Below are 20177 nucleotides of genomic sequence, written 5' to 3' on the forward strand. Positions count from 1 at the left end.
TTTTATCATATCTTCACCTCATACACGACTATAATTCGTGCATGAGGTGAACTTCAAGCAATTAAAAAAGCTCTTTCGAGCTCTTTAACTATTTTATTTCTTTAAAATACGATTTAAGAATACTTTTGTTCTTTCTTCTTTTGGATTAGTAAAGATATCTTCTGGTGTACCTTCTTCTGCAATAATACCTTGATCCATGAAAACGACATGATTTGCAACATCTCTTGCAAATTCCATTTCATGTGTTACCACAATCATCGTTAACCCTTCACGAGCCAAATCTTTCATTACAGATAAAACCTCACCAACCATTTCAGGATCTAGTGCTGAAGTAGGCTCATCAAACAATAGAACCTCAGGATCCATACACAACGCTCTAGCAATCGCTACACGTTGTTTTTGTCCACCTGATAATGTTGTACTAGAAGCATTCGCAAAGCTTTCCATACCTACTTTACGTAGATAAATCATCGCTTTCTCTTCTGCCTCTTCTTTTGATCTACCCAATACTTTCATTTGAGCAATTGTACAATTCTTCAAAACAGTCATGTTATTAAAAAGATTAAACTGTTGGAAAACCATTCCCAAGTGACTACGATATTTATTTACATCTTTTGTATTTAATACATTTTCACCATTTACAATAATTTCACCCTCATCAGCTGTTTCAAGCATGTTGATACAACGAAGTAAAGTTGATTTCCCACTACCTGAAGCTCCAATTAAACAAACTACTGTATTTTTCTCTACGGTGAAATCAATGCCCTTTAATACTTCTAAATTCCCGAAGCTTTTGTGTATATTTTTAATTTCTATTAACGACATTTATTTCACCCTCTTTCCATTACGAGGTAAACTTATACTAGAAGACGTACTATCAGAGTGTGGAAAACTTGTACGAGTATGATTCATCTTTTCTTCAATTAGATGAAGAATAAATGATGTGATTGTTGTTAATACCAAATAGATACACGCAATAATGAAGAATGTTTCTGGAAATCTAAATACACTACCCGCTATTTTATTCCCTTGATACATCAATTCAGTAATCGCTATAACCGATAAAACCGAACTGTCTTTGATGTTTACAATAAATTCATTCCCAATTGCTGGAAATGCATTTTTAATGGCTTGTGGAATCACAACCATCATCATCGTTTGGATATTTGACATACCTAAAGAACGAGCAGCTTCCGTTTGTCCTTTATCAACAGATTGAATACCTGAACGAATAATTTCAGACATATACGCACCTGTATTAATTGATATAACAAAGATACCTGCAACAAGTGGTGACCACTTAATTACCTTTAACAATGAATAATAAATAAACACTGCTTGTACCATCATTGGTGTTCCACGGAATACTTCAATATATACCGTTGAAATAACATCGTAAATCTTTTTTATTGTTTTAACTAAAGCAGAAGAACTTTCATCTACTTTGATTGCTTTTAAACCGCCTACAACTAATCCAATTACAAGCCCTATGATTGTACCACTTAGTGCTACCAGTAATGTATTTTGTACACCTAGTAACAAAGATGGCCAAGAAGATTGAAGTATCTTCCAAACGATTTCAAAACTGAAATCCATTATTATTCTGCCGTTGCTGGTTGACGATCTGTAGCAGCTTTCATGATCTCAACTCTTTCTTCTTCAGTAATTGAATCTAAGGCAGCTTGGACTTTATTTAGTAATTCTGTATTTCCTTTTTTGATAGCGATCGATACTGTTGTGTCTGCATCAAATCCCTTACCCTCTTCAAATGTAACTATCTTTAAATCAGGATTAGCTGCAACAACACCTTGTGCAACTGGTAATTCAGCTGTTAGTCCATCTACTTCACCTTGTTGAAGTGATAATACCATACGAGGGTATGTTGCTTGTGGTGTCATGTGATTAACACCTTCGATTTGATCAATTACATCATCATATAACGTATTGATTTGACCCAATACTTTTTTACCTGTGAAATCTTGAATTGAAGTCGCATTCGCTAATTCATCATCTCCACGTACAATCATAACCATTTGTGATTCATAATATGGCTTTGTGAAATCTATTGCTTCTGCACGTTCAGGAGTTGCTGTCATACCTGCAATAATTGCATCTACTTCATCATTGTTTAATCCCGTAATCAAACCTTCCCAAGCAATTGACTTAATTTCTAATTCTTGTCCTAATGAATCTGCAATTTTACGAGCTATCGCAACATCATATCCATCACAATAATCTGTAGCTGAAATTTGAACTGCAGTATCATTTGCAGTAGTTTGTGTCCAGTTAAATGGTGCATAATTACATTCCATAGCTACTGTAAATTTTTCCTTTGTTCCCTCTGTTGGTTGCCCTGTAGAATTTGGTGTAGCTGGTGCACTTGAACATCCTACAAGCAATAATCCCGCTGTTAATAACACTAATACTTTTTTCATTTCCTTTTCCTCCTAAAGTAAACAAAAATCGCATGCTCTATCACATACGATTTACTTTAAAAGGTAAATTGTGTAATAGCGCCCTTCGATTGAAGGAGTGTTATCAGTCTTCCCAATAACCCCATAGTATTTTCTTGCCAGAAAACCTATTCGGCGATGATTACCTTTCACTAGATTCTTTGTCTGCCGACTCCTCTAGTTACTCATTTGCATCGCTACCTCTATACGTTTTGTTGTGTCTTTATAATACAACATATTTCTTGTTTGTCAAATTTTTTAATTTAAACTTTCGGACTCCTTTATCCACCTATCAATAATTAATCTCCTATTATCTCAAAATATTTATACAATGCTAACGCTGTTTCACCGTCATGAAAACCATTGTTTCTCAACTTTTCTTTGACTTTGCTTCGCTCTTCAAAATAAGCATTAATTAATTCTTCCTTTTGGACCTTGAGTTCTCCTTCACAAAATTGCGCATAAACAACCACGACCCTTTGCGTTGTAAGTCCATTACAGGGATAGAATTCAGTGATTATCTTTTCGTTTTTTATTTTTATTCCAGTTTCTTCAAAGACTTCTCTTCGTGCTGCATCCAGAATATCTTCACCTTCTTCAACACCACCACAAATTAACTCTGTAGAAAACTTATCCACAACAAAGCGATAATTTTCAGTCAATAGAATAGAATCACCCTTTTCAACAATCACGACAACAGAAATACCTTTAAACTCCACAACGTTGTAATCTTCGATATGATGCCCATAATAATCTAAATCCACTAAATTTAATTTGATAAAATTACTTTCATATATTGTTTTTGTTCCATGTATCTTCACATACTTATTATCCATAGACACTACCTACCTAGATAAATTATAGCCTATTCTTCTTTGTTTTTTTCTAATTTATTAACAATAACTCCTGTTACAAGTGTTCCATTAACATTTAACATCGTTCTTCCCATATCTAAAATTGGGTCAATAGCCAAAATAACACCTAGGAGTGGATAGTATTCCACAAGTCCCATACCTGTTAATACAATTGCAACTGACATTGTAGCAGCACCCGGTATTCCTGCAATTCCAAATGATCCAAGCACAACCACAAAGACTAACATAATGTAGAAAGAGATATCCATTGGAATTTGAAGCATTGTTGCAAGAGCAATAACTACTAGAGTTGGATAAATTCCAGCACAACCATTCATCCCCATATTCGCACCAAAGCTACCTACAATATCAGCTATTCCTGAAGGAATGTGTAACTTTGTCGTCATTGCATCAATGGTTACCGGAAGTGTCCCTAAACTTGATCTTGATGTAAATGCTAAGAGAAGCGGTTTCTTTACTGCCTTTAAATATTCCCCCACAGGTTGCTTAAATAGTTTCACTAGAATCAGGTGAATAATAAACATAACTAAGATTGCTGCATATAAAACAATTACAAAATTAATTGCTCCTAATATTGTTGAATTACCTTGCGTAATGACTACATTTGCTAAAAGCGGAATAATTGCATAAGGCATTAAATCCATAATAAATACCGCAAGTCTTCTAACCAATTGATAACTAGCTTCTACAAGTTTAATCAACGGTTGAACTTCATCTTTTGTTTCCAATGCTTTCAATGATATTCCTAGAAGAAACGCCAGAACAATTACTGCTAAGATATTCCCTTTTGCAAAAATATCAACTGCATTGTTTGGTACCATACCACGTAATGTAGCAACAAATGTACTTACTTCTCGGATTGTACTTTGTGTATCACCTGCTGTTGTTAAACTTTGAGTAAGTGGTAGTAATCCCGATAACACAATCCCCACCAATGAAGCAATTACCGTTGTTGTCGCCAAAACCACAACAGTTCGAATCGCTAGTTTTTTAAAGTTTTGTTTGGTTGTGATGATGACGCGAATCATTGAGATGAACACTAGCGGTATTGCTACCATCTTCAACAAATCCATGAATCCATATCCCACTAAACCATACCAACTTGATACCTCTGTTTTTATAGTTGGAAATTCATTGGCAAGCCAATTGCCAACCAACCCTAAAATTACTCCAATCAACATAGCTAAAACTAGAATCTTCGTATAGTTGTACTCCAACTTATCTAGTTTTCGAATTAGTACAACTGCAATAACAAAGAAAAGTATAAAAAATACAGTTGTCCAATTACTTATTTGTAAATACCCATTTAAAAATGTCTCTAACATAATTTATCCTCCAAATTAAAAAGTGCCCTTGCATTTATTCCGCAAGAGCACCCACTATTTTATGTATTAATAAAAACAGTACGAAAATACTCTTGTCTATATTCTATAACAAGAGCAACAGCAACTAACTTGTACAAAGTGTTGTTTTCTCATACTCATTTCTCCTAATATAGTCAAAGTATAAAACCTCAACATTGAACTGTCAAAACATATGCACTTGAGTATAATAAGTATAGGAGGATATTTATGATTAAACATTTAGTATTATGGAAACTTTCAGAAACTTATTCAATAGAAGAAAAAGAAGAAGTCAAACAAAATGCAAAGAAAAATTTAGAACAATTAATTGATAAGATACCAAATATTTCTAAACTCGAATTAATTATCAATCCCTTAGATTCTTCTAATGTTGATCTTTGTTTGGATAGCGAGTTTGAAACCATCGAACAATTAAACACTTACGCAAATCATCCACTACACAAAGAAGTAGCTAGCACTTACATTACTCCCTTTGTTGAAACTCGAACATGCATTGACTACAAAAAATAGACCCTAGGGTCTATTTTATTGATTCACAGAAATTTGTTTTGCATTTTAAGATTTGATTTGGTGCTTCTTCATTGATACCCTCGATTCGATCTATCAAGATTCGTGCAGCAGTTTTACCCTCATCATAGGCAGGTTGTACGATAGTTGAAATAGTAGGATAAGAAAATTCTGTCCATTCCAAATTATCAAAACCCATAAGACCAAGTTTATCTGGCATTAAGTCACGATAATCTTTGATTGCTACAAATACCTTTGGAAGTACCCAACAATTTGGCACAAAAATACATGTCTTTTTATCAGTAAGACTGTTATGTACAAACGATTTAATTTCATCACTTGTTGTATCTGAATTGACTATCATTGTTTTCACTTGATGATTCTTTATCTTTAACGCATCTTCATAACCACGTGCTCTTTCCATTCTAGTTGTCAAAACTGATGGATCTGCAGTAATCATAATAAAATTTTCATATCCTTTTTGAATAATGGATTCAGTTGCTTCTAAAACAGCTTCATAATTATTTGTCTTAACCCATAATCCTTTCGAATTTCTAGATTGCGAATCAATATAAACAATTGGTTTATTACGATTCAATAACTCTTTTTCAACTAATTCAAATTGAATTGTGGGTTGTACTATAAATCCATCCACACCCATAGCCATCATTCTTTCAATGTATTTTCTTTCCATTTGAAAATCATAATTACTATTACCAATAATCAATTGGTAATTTTTTTCTTTTGCTACATTATCAATACCTTTAACAATTTGATTGGCGAAAGAGTTTGTAATATCACCTATGATAACACCAATTAATTGAATACTTTTGGCATTCAATGAACGAGCAATAACATTCGGTTCATAATTTGTTTTCTCAATAACTTCACGAATTCTTTCTTGCGTACTTAAAGACATCTTTTCTGTTTTCCCATTTAAGTAGAATGAAACTGTTGTTTTTGATGTTCCTGATAATTTAGCGATATCTTTAATTGTTAACTTATCACTCATTCATATATCCCTTTCCCTTGTACTCTTTTGATACTATGTAGTATACCATATATTTTACTAATATTTTAATACATGCGGTCGATTGATTCCATCTTTAATTTCAATTACTAAACTCTTTGCATGAAAGCTACAATCTTCATAACTGAATATTTTCGATCCCTTAAATACTTCTTGATGAAAGATAATCACAACATAACTTTCTTTTTCATTAACTATGAATTTCTTTGCATAGAAAAGCGAGGAATCAGTACAAAGATTATCTCCTTGCTTTATTTCGACATCTTCCATCTTAATTCCATTTTCCATAAACTCTGTAATAGATAAAAGATAATTCGTAAATTGATGCTTTACTTCTACAACTTTTTGTTTAGACATCTCATTATAACGTAACGAACATTCATCTTCTTTGATTATATAGTTTCCATCAACTTCCATTTTCAAGTATTTATCTCCTGATTTAAGTAATAAATTTTCATTCACTTGTACTTCAGGATCAAAATGATAATAAGCTTTTGCTTGATGATTTCCACTATAGAAAATTTCATCTGCAAAAACCCATATATTCTGTCGATAACAATCAATTTTCTAAAAATGCTTGATCCCTCAGATAAAACTGTAACACCTGATTCATAAGTGTGAAACTTATCAACATGTCGATAATATGTTTTTGTGGGTCTACAAAACGCTTTATTGCTCCAACTACCATTTGCTATTGAATGTGGTTTTTCATCAATCACTAATACATTATGCGAATTCATCGATTTAAGTCGTATGCGATCCTGACTATCTTCCCTATAAGTATATCTCCCATTATCAATTAAAAACGGTATTCCTTCCATAGAGAAGGAAACATGTAAATTATCACAATGTCCATGTCCACTTCCTAATGAACCATTTAAAAACATAGTACTGGAAGCATCTTTTGAATTAGAACTCTTCGTTACAAATATTCCAGAATCAACCCCATCAAAATTTAACGGTAACTCTTCATTTATATCTAGCTGATTATATCGTCTTACCAAAGCCTCACCTAAATCAAAAATCGTTTCAGCTTCAACCCTCCATTTATTTTTCTTCCAACGGTTCGTATTTAGAATGCTACACGCTTTTATAAAAATATCATGAGTTGTTACTCTATCACTATCACCAAAAGTTTCAATGTATCCCTGAGGCAAGGTTAATCCATACAATACATCCGTCATCTCGTACGCTATTTTAATATAAATTTCATCAATCTCAATCAGATTCTTTTTATTCATTTGAATCATTCTTAACAACGTATTTAATACTTCCACATGATACATTGTTGATTGTTCCCAATGCATGCCATCTGGGTAGATTTGAATTTCAATTTGTTTCCTTGCTTCTTCTTTTGCCCATAAATAAATTTTATTTATTTTATAATTGAGATCAATCTGAGGAATGATATAAAGTAGAGTCAATAATTGAATACTCCCCCAATTACTTAATCGATATTTCGTAATATAATTTTCTCTTAAATACTTTATTTGAAGAAATATACTTGAAATAATTTTATTTTTTTCATTCATTGACAAGAGTTTATTTTCTTCTAAAAATTGAGTGATTGTTACAAATAGTTCAATTCTAATACCTGTATCTAACGTACGTGTTGATAAAGTATATTCTATCGTTGGATGTGCATCAACCCATTGGATTATTAACTCTTTTGCTTTATCCAAGTATTCTTTTTTATCAGTTATTAAATATGCTATTGCCAAATCTTTTAGGAAACTAAAACGATTGAGCATAAACACCCATTCTTCATCTTCATTGTATACTTGATTCCAATTAATACTTTTCGGTAACTGATATTTTTTTATACATCGTTCCATATCCCATGTCTTATCAAATGAAAACTGGTGATAAATTATCTCATTTGCATAGTTTACGATTTTATTATTCTCTTCTTCGTTTTGTAAATATTTTTTCATACGTATACTACACCTTCCTTTTATTGAAAAGAAATCTACACTGAGTAGATTTCTTAACGTTTATGATAATATTCCTAAACCGTAACCCGCTATACCAATGATAACAGTAAGAATAACTAACTTATAAGTTGTCCATCCTTTTTTCTTGATTAAATAATAAACGATTAATGTATATAACATAGGAAGTAGACTTGGAGCTATTTTATCTAACATCCCTTGTATTGTTACAATCGATTGATTCACATCAGCATTCAATTCTCCTGCTGCAAATGAGATTGGAACATTTATTTTTACAAATGTTGCTGCAAGTCCAGCGATAACCGTTACACCAATTGTGTTTGCGATTTTTGAAATTGTACTCATTTGTTTGCTCAATTTATCCACAACACTAACACCTAATTTATAGCCATATAAACCAGTCGTTAATTTGATTGTTGTTAAGATAAAATTCATTGCCACTATAAATAGAATTGGCCCTGCAATTAATCCCTCTGCAGCTAATGATGCAGCAATCGTTGAGAATAAAGGTGCCAAACAGAATTGTGATAATGAATCTCCAATCCCTGCTAGAGGTCCCATTAATGCCATTTTAATTCCACGTGATTCTTCTTCACTTAACCCACTATCCAACATAACCAAATGCAAGCTAGTAATAAAAGGTAAGAAATGAGGATTTGTGTTGTAGAAATCACAACTATCTACCATGGTTTGTTTTAATTTTTCTGGATTATCTGCGTAAATCTTTTTAATTGCAGGATAAATAATATTTGCATATCCTGTCCCCTGATAGTTACTATAGTTAAATCCATTTTGCAGGAAGAAAGCGCGAAGTGAAGTAATAATATAATCTTTTTTAGTTAGTCTATTAGATCCAGTCATCTTGTTTTCCTCCTTCAGCCACTACTTCTACAACTTTTGGTTCTCTATAGTAATCTATTAAAGCAAAGATTGTACCTACTATTGCTATACCTATTACTGGTAGTTTTAAATATGAAGCACATACATATCCCAACAACACAAATGGTACAAGTTCTTTTTTACCCATAACTGATAAGATCATTGCGAAACCAATTGCTGGCAACATCTTACCCGCTACAGTTAATCCATTAAGTAAAAGAGGTGGAATATAATCAACTAATTTAATAATTGTATCCATTGATATCGCTCCTCCAAAACCTAGTGCAAATCCAATTACTGCAAACAATACAATCGTTGTATTCGCTGAAACCTTGAATTTCTTAAAATTCCCTGCAAGAATTGCTTTTTTAGCACTTTCTGGTGTGCCAGCACATGCTGTGTAAGCAAATGTTTGTGCAAATTGTATAGCTACCGCAATCGGTGTTGATAATGCCAATGCTGCTTCTGGCGTAATGTTGCCTTTGCTTGTTATAGCCATTAATGTTCCAAAGATTCCAGGACCAATAGGATTGGGTGGAACTGTTCCCCCAGCACCAACTCCAAACCCCATATAAGCAAGTTCTGCTAATGCCCCCATAGCAAGTGCCGTTGGCATATCATTAAGAATTAACCCAACTCCAAATGATAAGATGATACAACGATTTGTATAAATTCCTAACAACATTCCCGAGAAACAGAACGCCGTCCACAGTCCAATTAGAACTGCTTGTACAATTGTAATTTCCATATACTTTTTCTCCTATATATATTTTGTGATATCAACTTCTGCACTACTGTTTCCTTCATTTGGCACTGTTTTTGTATCAAACGTTACCTTGTGTTCAACTAAAGTACGAAGTATCTGTTTGTCTGCTTCTGACAAGAAAATTGAGCGTGTTACTTTTTCTTTGCCCTCAGCATTATGAATATTTCCAATATTGATGTGAGTTATTGGAACTCCCCCCTCTACAAGTTTCTTTGCATCTTCTAAATTCTTAATGATTAAGAATATTGTTTGCTGTGAACTTGCATTGTGAATAACATCGATAACTTTTTGGATTGGAAAGAATCTAACTGCAACTGAAGTAGGAACAACAGTTTTCATTAGTGTTTGTTCTACAGGTGATTCCGCAACGTTATCATTAGCAACGATAACAGTATTACACCCTAAAACTTTTATCCAAATTTGTCCTTGACCGTGAATTAAACGCTCGTCAATTCTAGTCATGATAATATTTGGTGTGCTCATATATTGTCTCCTTTTCTACCAATATGGATTCCACTTTTTTGCTTGACGAACTAACGCCTCAAAATAGAAGTAATCACCCCATGTATTTCCTTCATCCACGCCTTTACCACTGTGCCAAGAATAGACTCCATGGAATAAAACGGGATCTCCTGCTTCATGCATTTTGCTAGTGTAGTTATGAATCAATGAACGTAAGATATTATGAGTTGCTCCCATATAAATCTTTGAATTATCATCACTTAGATATTTACTCATTTCATCCATTCCACAACATGCAATTGCCGCTGCACTTGAATCTCTTGATTGTTTTGCTTCATTAAGGAAAATCAAATCCCAGTAGCAAACATTATCATCTGGTAAACGATTCAAGAAATAGTTTGTCATTCCCTCATAAAGACCAAAGATTGATTTTTCATGTGTATATTTATAATTTAATGCTAATCCATAAACACCCCACGCTTGTCCTCTTGCCCAAGAAGAATCATCACTATATCCTTGGCGTGTTGCACCTCTTAGTGGTTCTCCTGTTTCGTGGTTCATATAGAAAGTATGGAATGCACTTGCATCATCTCTAATTACATATTTGATGCTGGTTTCAAAGTGTTTACGTGCAATTTCTTCATATTTCTTATCTCCTGTTACCTCTGTTGCCCAATACAACAATGGAATATTTAACAAACAGTCAATGATAAAACGATAATGATCCGGATTATTAAATTCTCCCCACGCTTGGATGAATTCTCCTTTATCTTGGTAACGCTCAATAAGTTTGTCCGCAGCCATAATTGCTGTTTCTTTCGCAATTTCACTACCTGTTAACTTATAAGCTGCCACACATGTAGGCGTGTATAAAAATCCCAAATCATGATGATCCACCTCAATACGATTTTCAATACGATGTTTAAATGTAAGAATGTTTGCTTCAGCAGCAGTTCTATATTTTTCATCACCAGTTACTTCGTAAGCTAACCATAGCATTCCTGTCCAAAATCCATCTGTCCACTCAATACAATCAATTACTGGATATTTCAGTCCTTTTGTAGCTGGTGCCGGAAATTTATCCTTTAAATACTCCATATTTAAATCGATTTGTTTCAACACTTCTTGGATTGCTTGGTTTAATTCTTCTTTTGAAAGTGGCATGGTTTCTAAAAACTCTTGTTTCTTACTGATTTCTTCAATAGCAATTGTTCTCATTCTCTTTTCACCTTTCTATTAAACTAGTTTACTTCGCAATGTCATTATATATTTATAATTTATAACTTGTCAAATACTTTTTATAAAAACCTTTTAAATGCTCGTTTATTGGGATTTTTTAATAACTTGACTTTATTTAGAAATACGACTATTATAGTATCGTATAAACCAGTTTACTATGGTTTACTAGGATTATTTATAGAAAGGTCGTAATTTATGCATCCAATATTACAAGAATTATCAAACATCGGTATTATACCCGTCATTAGAATCGATAACCCTAGCGACACACTACCTATGATTAATGCTTTAAATAAAGGTGGAATCAATTGTGCTGAAATCACATTTAGAAGTGAGCACGCAAAACAAGCTATTTCAGATATCTCGAAAACTTATCCTGAAATCCTTGTGGGTGCAGGTACAGTCTTAACCATCCAACAAGCGCAAGAAGCAATTGAAGCTGGTGCAAAGTTCATTATTTCTCCAGGTCTCAATGAAGAAGTAGTGAAATGGTGCATTGATCATGATGTATTAATTATCCCTGGTATCTCAACTGCATCAGAAATCGAAAAAGCCATGACTCTTGGTTTAGACACAGTAAAATTTTTTCCTGCCGAAAGCAGCGGTGGTGCTAAACGCATTAAAGACTTAAGCGCACCTTATACAAAAATGCATTTTATCCCGACTGGTGGAATTAACCAAAACAATATGCATGATTATTTATCACTTCCATGTGTCGACGCTATCGGCGGATCATTTATGTTACCACAAGAATTAATTGATAGTAAAAATTGGGATGGTATTGAAGCAAAAGCAAAAGAAGCCATCACTAGCTTATTAAATTACCGCTTAATTCACATCGGAATTAACACCAATTCAAAAGATGATGCCTCTAAATATGCCACACTTCTATCCACATGCTTCGGCTTTAAATTATATGAAAAACCAAAAAGTACTTTTGCTGGAGAAGGATTTGAATTATTAAATGCACCTGGTCCAGGGGATCATGGTCATATTGCAATTTATACTCCCTATCCAGAACGTGCTATTTATCAATTAGCTAAATTAGGAATCAACGTATTAGAAGATACAATTACAAGAAATAAAAAAACAAGCAAAATCAATTTTGCTTATCTTGATTTAGACATCGCAGGATTTAAGTTTCACTTAATCAATCCCGATGTAAAGATGTAGGAGGTACAATATGAAAATCATAACCATGGGAGAAATCATGTTGAGATTATCAACCCCGGGAAATAGTAGAATCACACAAAGTAATGAGTTTGATGTGGTGTATGGAGGAGGAGAAGCAAATGTCGCAGTATCGTTAGCGAACTATGGACATGATGCTTACTTCGTAACCAAACTACCACAACACGAAGTAGGACAAGCAGCAGTGAATGCACTAAGACAAGTTGGAGTACATACTGACTACATTACAAGAGGTGGGGAACGTGTTGGAATCTACTTCTTAGAAACAGGCGCAAGTATGCGAGCTAGTAAAGTTATCTATGACCGTTCCCACTCTGCCATAGCAGAAGCTAGTGAAGATGACTTTGACTTTGATGCCATCATGAAAGATGCAGACTGGTTCCACTGGTCAGGAATAACACCAGCGATTAGTGACACAGCAGCAAAACTTGTAGAGAAGGCATGTATTGCAGCTAAGAAGAACAATGTCACAGTTTCAGTTGATTTAAACTTCAGAAAGAAATTATGGAGTAAAGAGAAAGCACAATCTATTATGAAACCCTTAATGGCGTATGTGGATGTTTGTATAGGGAATGAGGAAGATGCAGAGTTATGCTTAGGATTTAAACCTACAGCAAATGTAGAAAAAGGAGAAACAGGAGCAGAAGGATATTATGAAATCTTCAAAGAGATGAAAGAAACCTTCAACTTCAAGATTGTAACCTCAACACTAAGAGAAAGTTATAGTGCAAACCACAATGGATGGAAAGCATTACTGTATGATGGAGAAAAGTTCTACCAATCAAAGAGATATGATATCGAACCCATCATCGATCGAGTAGGTGGAGGAGATAGTTTCTCTGGAGGAATGATTCATGGATTACTGACAAAGGAAAGTAAGCAAGAAGCGTTGGAGTTTGCGGTAGCAGCCTCAGCATTGAAGCATACGATTCCTGGGGATTTCAATTTAGTGAGTGAAGCTGAGGTTGAAGCCTTATGTCAAGGTGATACAACAGGTAGAGTACAAAGATAGGAGAAAATATATGACACAATTTAATATGAATGCCTTCTCACTTGAAGGTAAAGTAGCACTCGTAACAGGAGGATCTTATGGTATTGGATTCTCACTTGCTTCAGGTTTTGCAAAAGCAGGAGCACAAATCGTATTCAATGATATCAATCAAGATTTAGTTAACAAAGGAATAGAAGCATATAAAGAAGCAGGTATTACTGCCCATGGTTATGTATGTGACGTAACAAATGAAACACAAGTACAAGAAATGATTCAAAAAATCGAAAAAGAAGTAGGAGTTGTTGATATCTTAGTAAATAATGCAGGTATTATCAAACGTGTCCCTATGCACGAAATGAGTGCTGATGATTTTAGAAAAGTCATTGATGTAGATCTTAACGCACCATTCATTATGGCGAAAGCATGTATTCCATCAATGATTAAAAAAGGACATGGAAAGATTATTAACATTTGTTCAATGATGTCAGAACTTGGAAGAGAAACAGTGAGTGCCTATGCAGCAGCAAAAGGCGGCTTAAAAATGCTTACAAAAAATATCGCAGCTGAATATGGCGAAAACAATATTCAATGCAATGGAATTGGACCTGGATACATCGAAACAGTTCAAACTGCACCACTTCGTGAAAAACAAGCTGATGGAAGTCGTCATCCATTTGATCAATTTATTATTTCAAGAACACCTGCAGCTCGTTGGGGGATTGCTGAAGATCTAATGGGTCCTGCAGTATTCTTAGCAAGTGATGCAAGTAACTTTGTTAATGGGCATATCTTATATGTTGACGGTGGTATCTTAGCTTATATTGGTAAACAACCAAACTAAAAGGGAGAAAATAGAAAATGAAAATCGCACTAATTAATGAGAATTCTCAAGCAGCAAAAAACAGTATTGTTTACAATGAATTAAACGCAGTTGCATCAAAACTAAATTATACAGTTCATAACTATGGTATGTACTCTGCAGAAGATACACACCAACTAACTTATGTTAAAAACGGATTACTTGCAGCTATCTTACTTAACGCAAAGGCAGTTGATTTTGTTGTAACAGGTTGTGGAACTGGGCAAGGCGCAATGCTTGCATGTAACTCATTCCCTAATGTATTATGCGGTCATATTGTTGATTCTTTGGATGCTTATCTATTTGGACAAGTAAACGATGGCAATTGTATCGCTATGCCTTTTGCTCAAGGATTTGGATGGGGTGGTGAATTAAACCTTCGTTATACTTTTGAAAAATTATTCTCTGAACCTTTTGGTGGAGGTTATCCAAAAGAACGCGTTATCCCTGAACAAGCAAATAAAAAAATCCTAGATCAAGTAAAGTTAGTAACACACCAACCTATGATTAAGATTTTAAAAGAAATGGATCAACAATTCTTAAAAGATACAATTGATTACCCAGAATTCAAAGATCTATTTTTCAACAATTGCCAAGATGAAGAAATTGCAACTTACTTAAAAGAAGTTTTAAAATAAGATATCCCCTTTCCAACTAAAAGGATTAAGTACAAACTCTGTACTTAACCCTTTTTATTTTGGACTGATAAGGAATTTTATTTTAATTGTTTTCCCTTGTTTAATCTTATATTGTTCAAGTGGTTCTGCACCCCAACTGCCATTTCCCAGTCCTCGTTGCATGACATCCAAATGCATTGTTGTTTTTTCTTTTCCTTCTAGTTCATAATAATGCTTCACATTTGAAATATCTTGATCTGAGTAAGGCAAGATATTTACACCAAATTCTTGATTTGATGCAAACCTTAATTTCGAATTATCACTACTCACTTCAATCCATCGAATATCTGTTTTATTTCCACTATCTTGTGGTGTTAAGTATGTATCATTAAACCATTCATCTACATTACCTGTATAAATACCAATAAAAGAAGCTGAATTACGATCCACATAATTTTCAAATGGACCTCTACCATATAGTGTATACTGAGTCATTCCATTGGACAAATCTAGTACCAAGCCAACTCTCGCGATTTCTCCAACAGATTTGACTGTTGGAATCTTTATGGATGGTTCTATTAACACTTCACCCTCCCCATTCACTGTATAGATAGTCTTTAGAGAAGTATTTGTGGATTCTATTATTCCCTCACTAATAACGACAACATATTTATCTTCTACACTAAAACTGATTTTATTTGGAACATAAGTTGTATCTGCATTTTTAACTTCCTCACTAAATTCAATATCATTCGATACAGGTGAGCGATAAAAACTTACTCGAGGACCATTAGAAAATAATTCTTCACCGTTTATGGAATAGCTTGAAATAATGCCCTTAGATTTATTAAATATAATTTCAAACTGTTCTCCATGAATCACGATTTCTTTATCATCTTCATTTGCTTTAACCATTTTACTTTCAACAAAATTGATCGTAGGTTTGTACTCTTGAAGAATAAACTGTTCCTTGGAATTTACATCACCTTTTTTACCACCGTATTCATTGGCCCACTTTTGATCATAGCGATAAGTTACAAACACATTAAGCAATACTTCACCTGTGTAACTACTTAAATCTGGCAACATCAATTTAATAACTCTTGTTACTAACGGTTTTAAATCTGTTTCTTCATTTGATAGTTTCTTATTATAAATACTTTTACCATCATGTAACAATTCAACTGTCACATCAAACTCATTTAAATTTGTATCAACGCATTCACTTTCAATCGATAATAAATTATTCTTATAACTCATTTGAAAATCTTGTTGAACTTTTTTAACCTCTTCAATTTCTGCTTGTGGTACTCGGTTTGCACTGATTAAACCATTACCACAGAAATCACCATCATGTAAAAGTGTTCCCCAATCACTTCCATTACCATAGAACGCAATTCCATTTTCATCTGTTGTATAAATTGATTGATCAATGAAATCCCAAATAAATCCTCCTTGGATATTTTCGTATTGACGATAACTATCATAGTATTCTTCAAAGTTACCCAAAGCATTGCCCATACCATGACCATATTCTGATTGGAAGAATGCATTCTTTTCTTTTTTGCCATACTCATTAATTTGATCAAGTGTCCAATATTGACTGCTCACCACATCAACCATTGATTCTTCTCTTGTCTTACCTATACGATTATCTCTTTCATAGACACGCAAACGACTTGGATCTCTATTTAATACCCACATTGTTGTCACATAGAACGGATAATTTTCATCCATTGGATATTCTTTGTAAGTCGCTTCATTGCCAAGTGACCAAAATAAAATACTCGCATGATTTTTATCACGTTCTACCATATTCATTGTTCGATCTAAAATAAGTGGCGTATAGATTGGGTTATTTCCTGGGACACCTAATTCTTTTTCACCAATATGCGTTTCGATATTTGCTTCATCTACTACATATATACCTAACTCATCTGCTATATCATATGTTATTTCTTGATTTGGATAATGTGCAGTTCTAAATGAATTTATATTATATGATTTCATTATTTCTAAATCTTGAATTATTTCATCTTTTGTTAGCACTCTACCATTCATCAAACTTGTTTCATGGCGATTAACACCCTTCAACATTATCGGTTTTCCATTTAGTACAATTTGAGATTTCCCATTTATTTCTTTCACTTCAACTTCTCTTATACCAATTCGACTACAAACCGTTTCAACTGGATTTCCTTCTTCATCAATTAGTTGTATAACCAATCGATATAAATTAGGTTTCTCGCTGCTCCATAGTTTGGGTTGTTTAAGTTGTATTCCCTCGTTTATATTTATTCCCTCATCCTTAATACTCTTATAGGATTGAAGCGTTTCTATTTCTTGTATTACCGGTTTATCTAAAACAGATTTGTTTTCTGTTTGATCATAAATATCAATTAGTAAAGAGTAATTACTTTTGGAATCAGAAGTTAAATTTCTAATTGATGCATCAACATTAATAAAAGCTTCTGTATAATCATCATTTAGTTTTGTCGTCACAAAGTAATCTCTTATTTCTATATCATCTTTAGAATAAAGAAGAACATCTCTAAAAATACCACTAAGACGAATAAAATCTTGATTCTCAAAATAACTACCCGTTGACCAACGATACACTTCTACTGCTAGCGTATTCTTTCCTTCTTTAAGATATGGAGTAATATTAAAATCTGCTGTTGTATAACTATCTTCACTATAGCCAACTCGTTGCCCATTTACATAAACATAGAACGCCGATTCTATACCTTTAAAACTTAAGAATACATTTCTGCCTTTAAGTGATTCATCCAATTCAAATTCACGTTTATAATGCCCTACGCTATTTACAGCTGTGGGTGCAAGAGGTACACCTTGAAATCCATATTGAATTACTTCAAAGTTTAGCCAAGGATAAATTTGATTAATGTAAATTGGATTCTCATATTTAAATGTTCCATCCTCATTACGAATCGTTTGAATATTTGATGGAACTACAATGGGTTCAAAGAGTGTGTCATCCCAATCTTCCCAATACGTAAACGCATCAAATCCCGCTATATTTTTTAATCGATCACTTGGTTTTGATGCATAATAAAATCCCCATGTGCCGTTAAGCGATTGAACATAGGGTGATGAAAACATATCAAATTGATCCAAACTACTTTTCTCAATTTCTAGAGCTTCTTCAATAGAAGAGTAAGGCGTAAAACTCGCATGTGCTAATTCACGGTTAATTTCAAATATTTCATAGTTGTCATACCACTCTTCACTTACGAAGGATGCGTCTGGTTCAAGTGGCACTATACTTGGTCTTGGTGTTCCACTAGGCTCAACAAACTGTGATGGTGCTTTCGAACATCCACTTAAAATTATTAGAATACCTAAGCACAATATAATTTTACGCATTCTAATCCCCCTATTCTTGAACTAAGACACTTGTAATTTCTCCTACATAAACTCGATGATAATCTTTCTTTGCATATTCTTTCTTATCTATATCTTTATTTAAAAATTCTTCTTCCTTCAAATCGTGTACGTATAACTTCTTACACACAAACACTAATTTAGCTTCATTTATTACTGGTGTGTTATCCACAACACTAGATGTCATTTCACATTGGGCTAGTTTATCGAAATCTCTTCCAGATTTTGAACCTAAATAACTTAATTCCTTGCGATATTTCTCATCGAAGAATGCAAGAGAAAATGTATCTTCATCATTAATAAATGGATAGGTATAACGTTGAGGCCTTACATAAACCGTGATCACATTCTTGTTCCACAAATGACCCATTTGTAGCCAACTCACTGTCATGCCATTTGCTTTTTCTCCAGTCTGAACTGTAAGAATTCCCCAATCTTTTGATATAAGTTCGAATACATTGTTACTAAGTTCTGATATGTTGATTTGTTTTAGCATGTTTTTTCTCCTTCTTTATTTTTTCTTGATCTTTTTATCATTGTATTGATTTTTTGCTGTAATTCTGTTTGAGATAATTTTGATTCAATCGCTTCAATGAAAATAACAAAACCCTTTTCCTTATCAATCTCTAAAACTTCCTTTGGAATTTGTAATCTATTTTTTGAATAATAAGTTAAAGCATTCCTTAATTCAAAAACAAAGTAATATCGATTTGCACTATCCTTTTTTATTATTCCTGCATTGATAATATCAATCCACTCTATCTCATTTAGAAACGCATGATTGGACTTCATTCCCTCTTCATCAAACTGAATCATATAGTGATGATAGATTAGATAATATACACCTAATAAAGAGATAACTGTGATAATACATGAGATTCCAAACAACCCAATATTGACTGTCGTGATTTCTATAACGCTTAGAATGAACGCAATAATTATTGTAGCAGCAATCATTAATTCATATTTCTTTTTTACGATAATATTTAATTTAACTTTGATTGAATTACTAAATTCATCATCAGTCTCATTTTTACTTAATAATATTTTCGATAAAAGTTCTGTCATCAACTTTTTAAGTTCACTTGATGCATTATCTAACTTTGTATATTCTTTGAGTAAAGTATCTATATTTTCAAAGTAATTTATCTTCAGTCTTGCTTCTGCTTCCCTTTGAATTAAGATACCTTTACGTAATTCATTTAAGCTGTATTTCATTTTATTATCTAGTAATTTTATGTTGAATAGAATATTTTCTTTACTAGTTTCACTTTTTAATTCCTTTAACAAATTATTCATCTTTTTCTTCGTATAATATTTCATTCCCTCTAAAATTCCACACACCGTAAAATAAGTAGCAAATAACGGAAGGATAACTACTATGAAATTCAATACCGGATTATCTTTTGCCCTAATATCAACTAGTGAAATAATACAAATCCACACATAAAATACAATCAAACTCAAAGCAATTATCGAAATAAATCTAGTTAGCTTTTTATAGTCCATTAATTTTGGTTTAATATCCTTGTAAAAAATGACATTATATCTTTCCTTTCTACTTATTGAAACGATAGAGAACTGCGA

At 33.2% G+C, this 20177-nt stretch carries 20 protein-coding genes and 1 riboswitch; of the genes, 5 read left to right on the top strand and 15 right to left on the bottom strand.

Annotated features, from left to right (window positions below; all coding sequences use genetic code 11):
* Positions 1 to 93: 93 nt before the first annotated feature.
* The 5 genes from B5D14_RS02235 to B5D14_RS02255 all read right to left on the bottom strand — a co-directional run bounded on the left by B5D14_RS02235 (position 94) and on the right by B5D14_RS02255 (position 4653).
* A complete protein-coding gene (locus tag B5D14_RS02235; protein WP_078710953.1) occupies positions 94 to 825 on the bottom strand; it encodes an amino acid ABC transporter ATP-binding protein in 732 nt (243 codons plus the stop codon).
* Positions 826 to 1596, bottom strand: coding sequence for an amino acid ABC transporter permease (locus tag B5D14_RS02240; protein ID WP_078710954.1), 771 nt, complete (start codon positions 1594 to 1596; stop codon positions 826 to 828).
* 2 nt (positions 1597 to 1598) lie between these two features.
* Entirely contained in the window at positions 1599 to 2435 is an 837-nt protein-coding gene (locus B5D14_RS02245) for a transporter substrate-binding domain-containing protein (protein WP_078710955.1), read from the bottom strand.
* A gap of 68 nt (positions 2436 to 2503) precedes the next feature.
* A riboswitch (Lysine riboswitch) is annotated at positions 2504 to 2667 on the bottom strand.
* Positions 2668 to 2752: 85 nt separating this feature from the next.
* Positions 2753 to 3289 (bottom strand): NUDIX hydrolase, encoded by a 537-nt coding sequence (locus B5D14_RS02250; protein ID WP_078710956.1) that lies wholly within the window; start codon positions 3287 to 3289, stop codon positions 2753 to 2755.
* A 29-nt stretch (positions 3290 to 3318) separates the two neighbouring features.
* Positions 3319 to 4653: a cation:dicarboxylate symporter family transporter gene (locus tag B5D14_RS02255; RefSeq protein ID WP_078710957.1), complete on the bottom strand. Its 1335-nt coding sequence runs from the start codon at positions 4651 to 4653 to the stop codon at positions 3319 to 3321.
* A 246-nt stretch (positions 4654 to 4899) separates the two neighbouring features.
* On the opposite strand from B5D14_RS02255, the gene B5D14_RS02260 reads away from it, so the two are divergent.
* Positions 4900 to 5202: a Dabb family protein gene (locus B5D14_RS02260; RefSeq protein WP_078710958.1), complete on the top strand. Its 303-nt coding sequence runs from the start codon at positions 4900 to 4902 to the stop codon at positions 5200 to 5202.
* A 10-nt stretch (positions 5203 to 5212) separates the two neighbouring features.
* Here the strand turns inward: B5D14_RS02260 and B5D14_RS02265 are convergent, their stop codons facing one another.
* From B5D14_RS02265 to B5D14_RS02295, 7 genes are read right to left on the bottom strand one after another with little or no spacing between them, the layout of a single operon-like run.
* Positions 5213 to 6211: a LacI family DNA-binding transcriptional regulator gene (locus tag B5D14_RS02265; protein ID WP_078710959.1), complete on the bottom strand. Its 999-nt coding sequence runs from the start codon at positions 6209 to 6211 to the stop codon at positions 5213 to 5215.
* Between the two features lie 57 nt (positions 6212 to 6268).
* On the bottom strand, positions 6269 to 6652 hold the full coding sequence (locus B5D14_RS02270; protein WP_159443693.1) for a hypothetical protein: 384 nt from the start codon (positions 6650 to 6652) through the stop codon (positions 6269 to 6271).
* 35 nt (positions 6653 to 6687) lie between these two features.
* Positions 6688 to 8163: a heparinase II/III family protein gene (locus B5D14_RS02275; RefSeq protein WP_078710961.1), complete on the bottom strand. Its 1476-nt coding sequence runs from the start codon at positions 8161 to 8163 to the stop codon at positions 6688 to 6690.
* 60 nt (positions 8164 to 8223) lie between these two features.
* A complete protein-coding gene (locus B5D14_RS02280; protein ID WP_078710962.1) occupies positions 8224 to 9042 on the bottom strand; it encodes a PTS system mannose/fructose/sorbose family transporter subunit IID in 819 nt (272 codons plus the stop codon).
* Entirely contained in the window at positions 9029 to 9808 is a 780-nt protein-coding gene (locus tag B5D14_RS02285; RefSeq protein WP_078710963.1) for a PTS mannose/fructose/sorbose/N-acetylgalactosamine transporter subunit IIC, read from the bottom strand. Before B5D14_RS02285 ends, B5D14_RS02280 begins: the two co-directional genes overlap by 14 nt.
* Positions 9809 to 9820: 12 nt before the next feature.
* Complete coding sequence (locus B5D14_RS02290; RefSeq protein WP_078710964.1) at positions 9821 to 10309, bottom strand: PTS sugar transporter subunit IIB; 489 nt, start codon at positions 10307 to 10309, stop codon at positions 9821 to 9823.
* A 15-nt stretch (positions 10310 to 10324) separates the two neighbouring features.
* Positions 10325 to 11506 carry a glycoside hydrolase family 88 protein gene (locus B5D14_RS02295; RefSeq protein WP_078710965.1) on the bottom strand — a complete coding sequence of 394 codons (1182 nt, stop codon included), beginning with the start codon at positions 11504 to 11506 and terminating at the stop codon, positions 10325 to 10327.
* Positions 11507 to 11722: 216 nt separating this feature from the next.
* Here B5D14_RS02295 and eda point away from each other — a divergent pair, with 216 nt between their 5' ends.
* The 4 genes from eda to B5D14_RS02315 are packed head-to-tail and all read left to right on the top strand — an operon-like array spanning position 11723 to position 15206.
* Positions 11723 to 12700, top strand: coding sequence for a bifunctional 4-hydroxy-2-oxoglutarate aldolase/2-dehydro-3-deoxy-phosphogluconate aldolase (gene eda / locus B5D14_RS02300; RefSeq protein ID WP_078710966.1), 978 nt, complete (start codon positions 11723 to 11725; stop codon positions 12698 to 12700).
* A 10-nt stretch (positions 12701 to 12710) separates the two neighbouring features.
* A complete protein-coding gene (locus tag B5D14_RS02305; RefSeq protein ID WP_078710967.1) occupies positions 12711 to 13730 on the top strand; it encodes a sugar kinase in 1020 nt (339 codons plus the stop codon).
* 10 nt (positions 13731 to 13740) lie between these two features.
* On the top strand, positions 13741 to 14550 hold the full coding sequence (locus tag B5D14_RS02310; protein WP_078710968.1) for a gluconate 5-dehydrogenase: 810 nt from the start codon (positions 13741 to 13743) through the stop codon (positions 14548 to 14550).
* Between the two features lie 17 nt (positions 14551 to 14567).
* A complete protein-coding gene (locus B5D14_RS02315) occupies positions 14568 to 15206 on the top strand; it encodes an RpiB/LacA/LacB family sugar-phosphate isomerase (protein WP_078710969.1) in 639 nt (212 codons plus the stop codon).
* A 54-nt stretch (positions 15207 to 15260) separates the two neighbouring features.
* On the opposite strand, the gene B5D14_RS02320 is transcribed toward B5D14_RS02315, so the two are convergent.
* The 3 genes from B5D14_RS02320 to B5D14_RS02330 are packed head-to-tail and all read right to left on the bottom strand — an operon-like array spanning position 15261 to position 20099.
* Positions 15261 to 18572, bottom strand: a complete 3312-nt coding sequence (locus tag B5D14_RS02320) for a glycoside hydrolase family 2 TIM barrel-domain containing protein (protein ID WP_078710970.1) — start codon at positions 18570 to 18572, stop codon at positions 15261 to 15263.
* A 10-nt stretch (positions 18573 to 18582) separates the two neighbouring features.
* Positions 18583 to 19086 (bottom strand): flavin reductase family protein, encoded by a 504-nt coding sequence (locus tag B5D14_RS02325; RefSeq protein WP_078710971.1) that lies wholly within the window; start codon positions 19084 to 19086, stop codon positions 18583 to 18585.
* Complete coding sequence (locus B5D14_RS02330; RefSeq protein WP_143254371.1) at positions 19080 to 20099, bottom strand: hypothetical protein; 1020 nt, start codon at positions 20097 to 20099, stop codon at positions 19080 to 19082. Before B5D14_RS02330 ends, B5D14_RS02325 begins: the two co-directional genes overlap by 7 nt.
* Positions 20100 to 20177: the final 78 nt, after the last annotated feature.

The sequence above is a fragment of the Anaerorhabdus furcosa genome (assembly GCF_900167375.1).
GTDB classification, from domain to species: domain Bacteria; phylum Bacillota_I; class Bacilli_A; order Erysipelotrichales; family Erysipelotrichaceae; genus Anaerorhabdus; species Anaerorhabdus furcosa.

Excerpts from the sequence above, each read along its gene's own strand:
- B5D14_RS02285 (WP_078710963.1), bottom strand. The coding sequence starts at position 9,808 with ATGGAAATTACAATTGTACAAGCAGTTCTAATTGGACTGTGGACGGCG.
- B5D14_RS02280 (WP_078710962.1), bottom strand. The coding sequence starts at position 9,042 with ATGACTGGATCTAATAGACTAACTAAAAAAGATTATATTATTACTTCA.
- B5D14_RS02275 (WP_078710961.1), bottom strand. The coding sequence starts at position 8,163 with ATGAAAAAATATTTACAAAACGAAGAAGAGAATAATAAAATCGTAAAC.
- B5D14_RS02255 (WP_078710957.1), bottom strand. The coding sequence starts at position 4,653 with ATGTTAGAGACATTTTTAAATGGGTATTTACAAATAAGTAATTGGACA.
- B5D14_RS02315 (WP_078710969.1), top strand. The coding sequence starts at position 14,568 with ATGAAAATCGCACTAATTAATGAGAATTCTCAAGCAGCAAAAAACAGT.
- B5D14_RS02250 (WP_078710956.1), bottom strand. The coding sequence starts at position 3,289 with ATGGATAATAAGTATGTGAAGATACATGGAACAAAAACAATATATGAA.
- B5D14_RS02235 (WP_078710953.1), bottom strand. The coding sequence starts at position 825 with ATGTCGTTAATAGAAATTAAAAATATACACAAAAGCTTCGGGAATTTA.
- B5D14_RS02305 (WP_078710967.1), top strand. The coding sequence starts at position 12,711 with ATGAAAATCATAACCATGGGAGAAATCATGTTGAGATTATCAACCCCG.
- B5D14_RS02240 (WP_078710954.1), bottom strand. The coding sequence starts at position 1,596 with ATGGATTTCAGTTTTGAAATCGTTTGGAAGATACTTCAATCTTCTTGG.
- B5D14_RS02245 (WP_078710955.1), bottom strand. The coding sequence starts at position 2,435 with ATGAAAAAAGTATTAGTGTTATTAACAGCGGGATTATTGCTTGTAGGA.
- B5D14_RS02265 (WP_078710959.1), bottom strand. The coding sequence starts at position 6,211 with ATGAGTGATAAGTTAACAATTAAAGATATCGCTAAATTATCAGGAACA.
- B5D14_RS02330 (WP_143254371.1), bottom strand. The coding sequence starts at position 20,099 with ATGGACTATAAAAAGCTAACTAGATTTATTTCGATAATTGCTTTGAGT.
- B5D14_RS02260 (WP_078710958.1), top strand. The coding sequence starts at position 4,900 with ATGATTAAACATTTAGTATTATGGAAACTTTCAGAAACTTATTCAATA.
- B5D14_RS02295 (WP_078710965.1), bottom strand. The coding sequence starts at position 11,506 with ATGAGAACAATTGCTATTGAAGAAATCAGTAAGAAACAAGAGTTTTTA.
- B5D14_RS02310 (WP_078710968.1), top strand. The coding sequence starts at position 13,741 with ATGACACAATTTAATATGAATGCCTTCTCACTTGAAGGTAAAGTAGCA.
- B5D14_RS02320 (WP_078710970.1), bottom strand. The coding sequence starts at position 18,572 with ATGCGTAAAATTATATTGTGCTTAGGTATTCTAATAATTTTAAGTGGA.
- B5D14_RS02290 (WP_078710964.1), bottom strand. The coding sequence starts at position 10,309 with ATGAGCACACCAAATATTATCATGACTAGAATTGACGAGCGTTTAATT.
- eda (WP_078710966.1), top strand. The coding sequence starts at position 11,723 with ATGCATCCAATATTACAAGAATTATCAAACATCGGTATTATACCCGTC.
- B5D14_RS02325 (WP_078710971.1), bottom strand. The coding sequence starts at position 19,086 with ATGCTAAAACAAATCAACATATCAGAACTTAGTAACAATGTATTCGAA.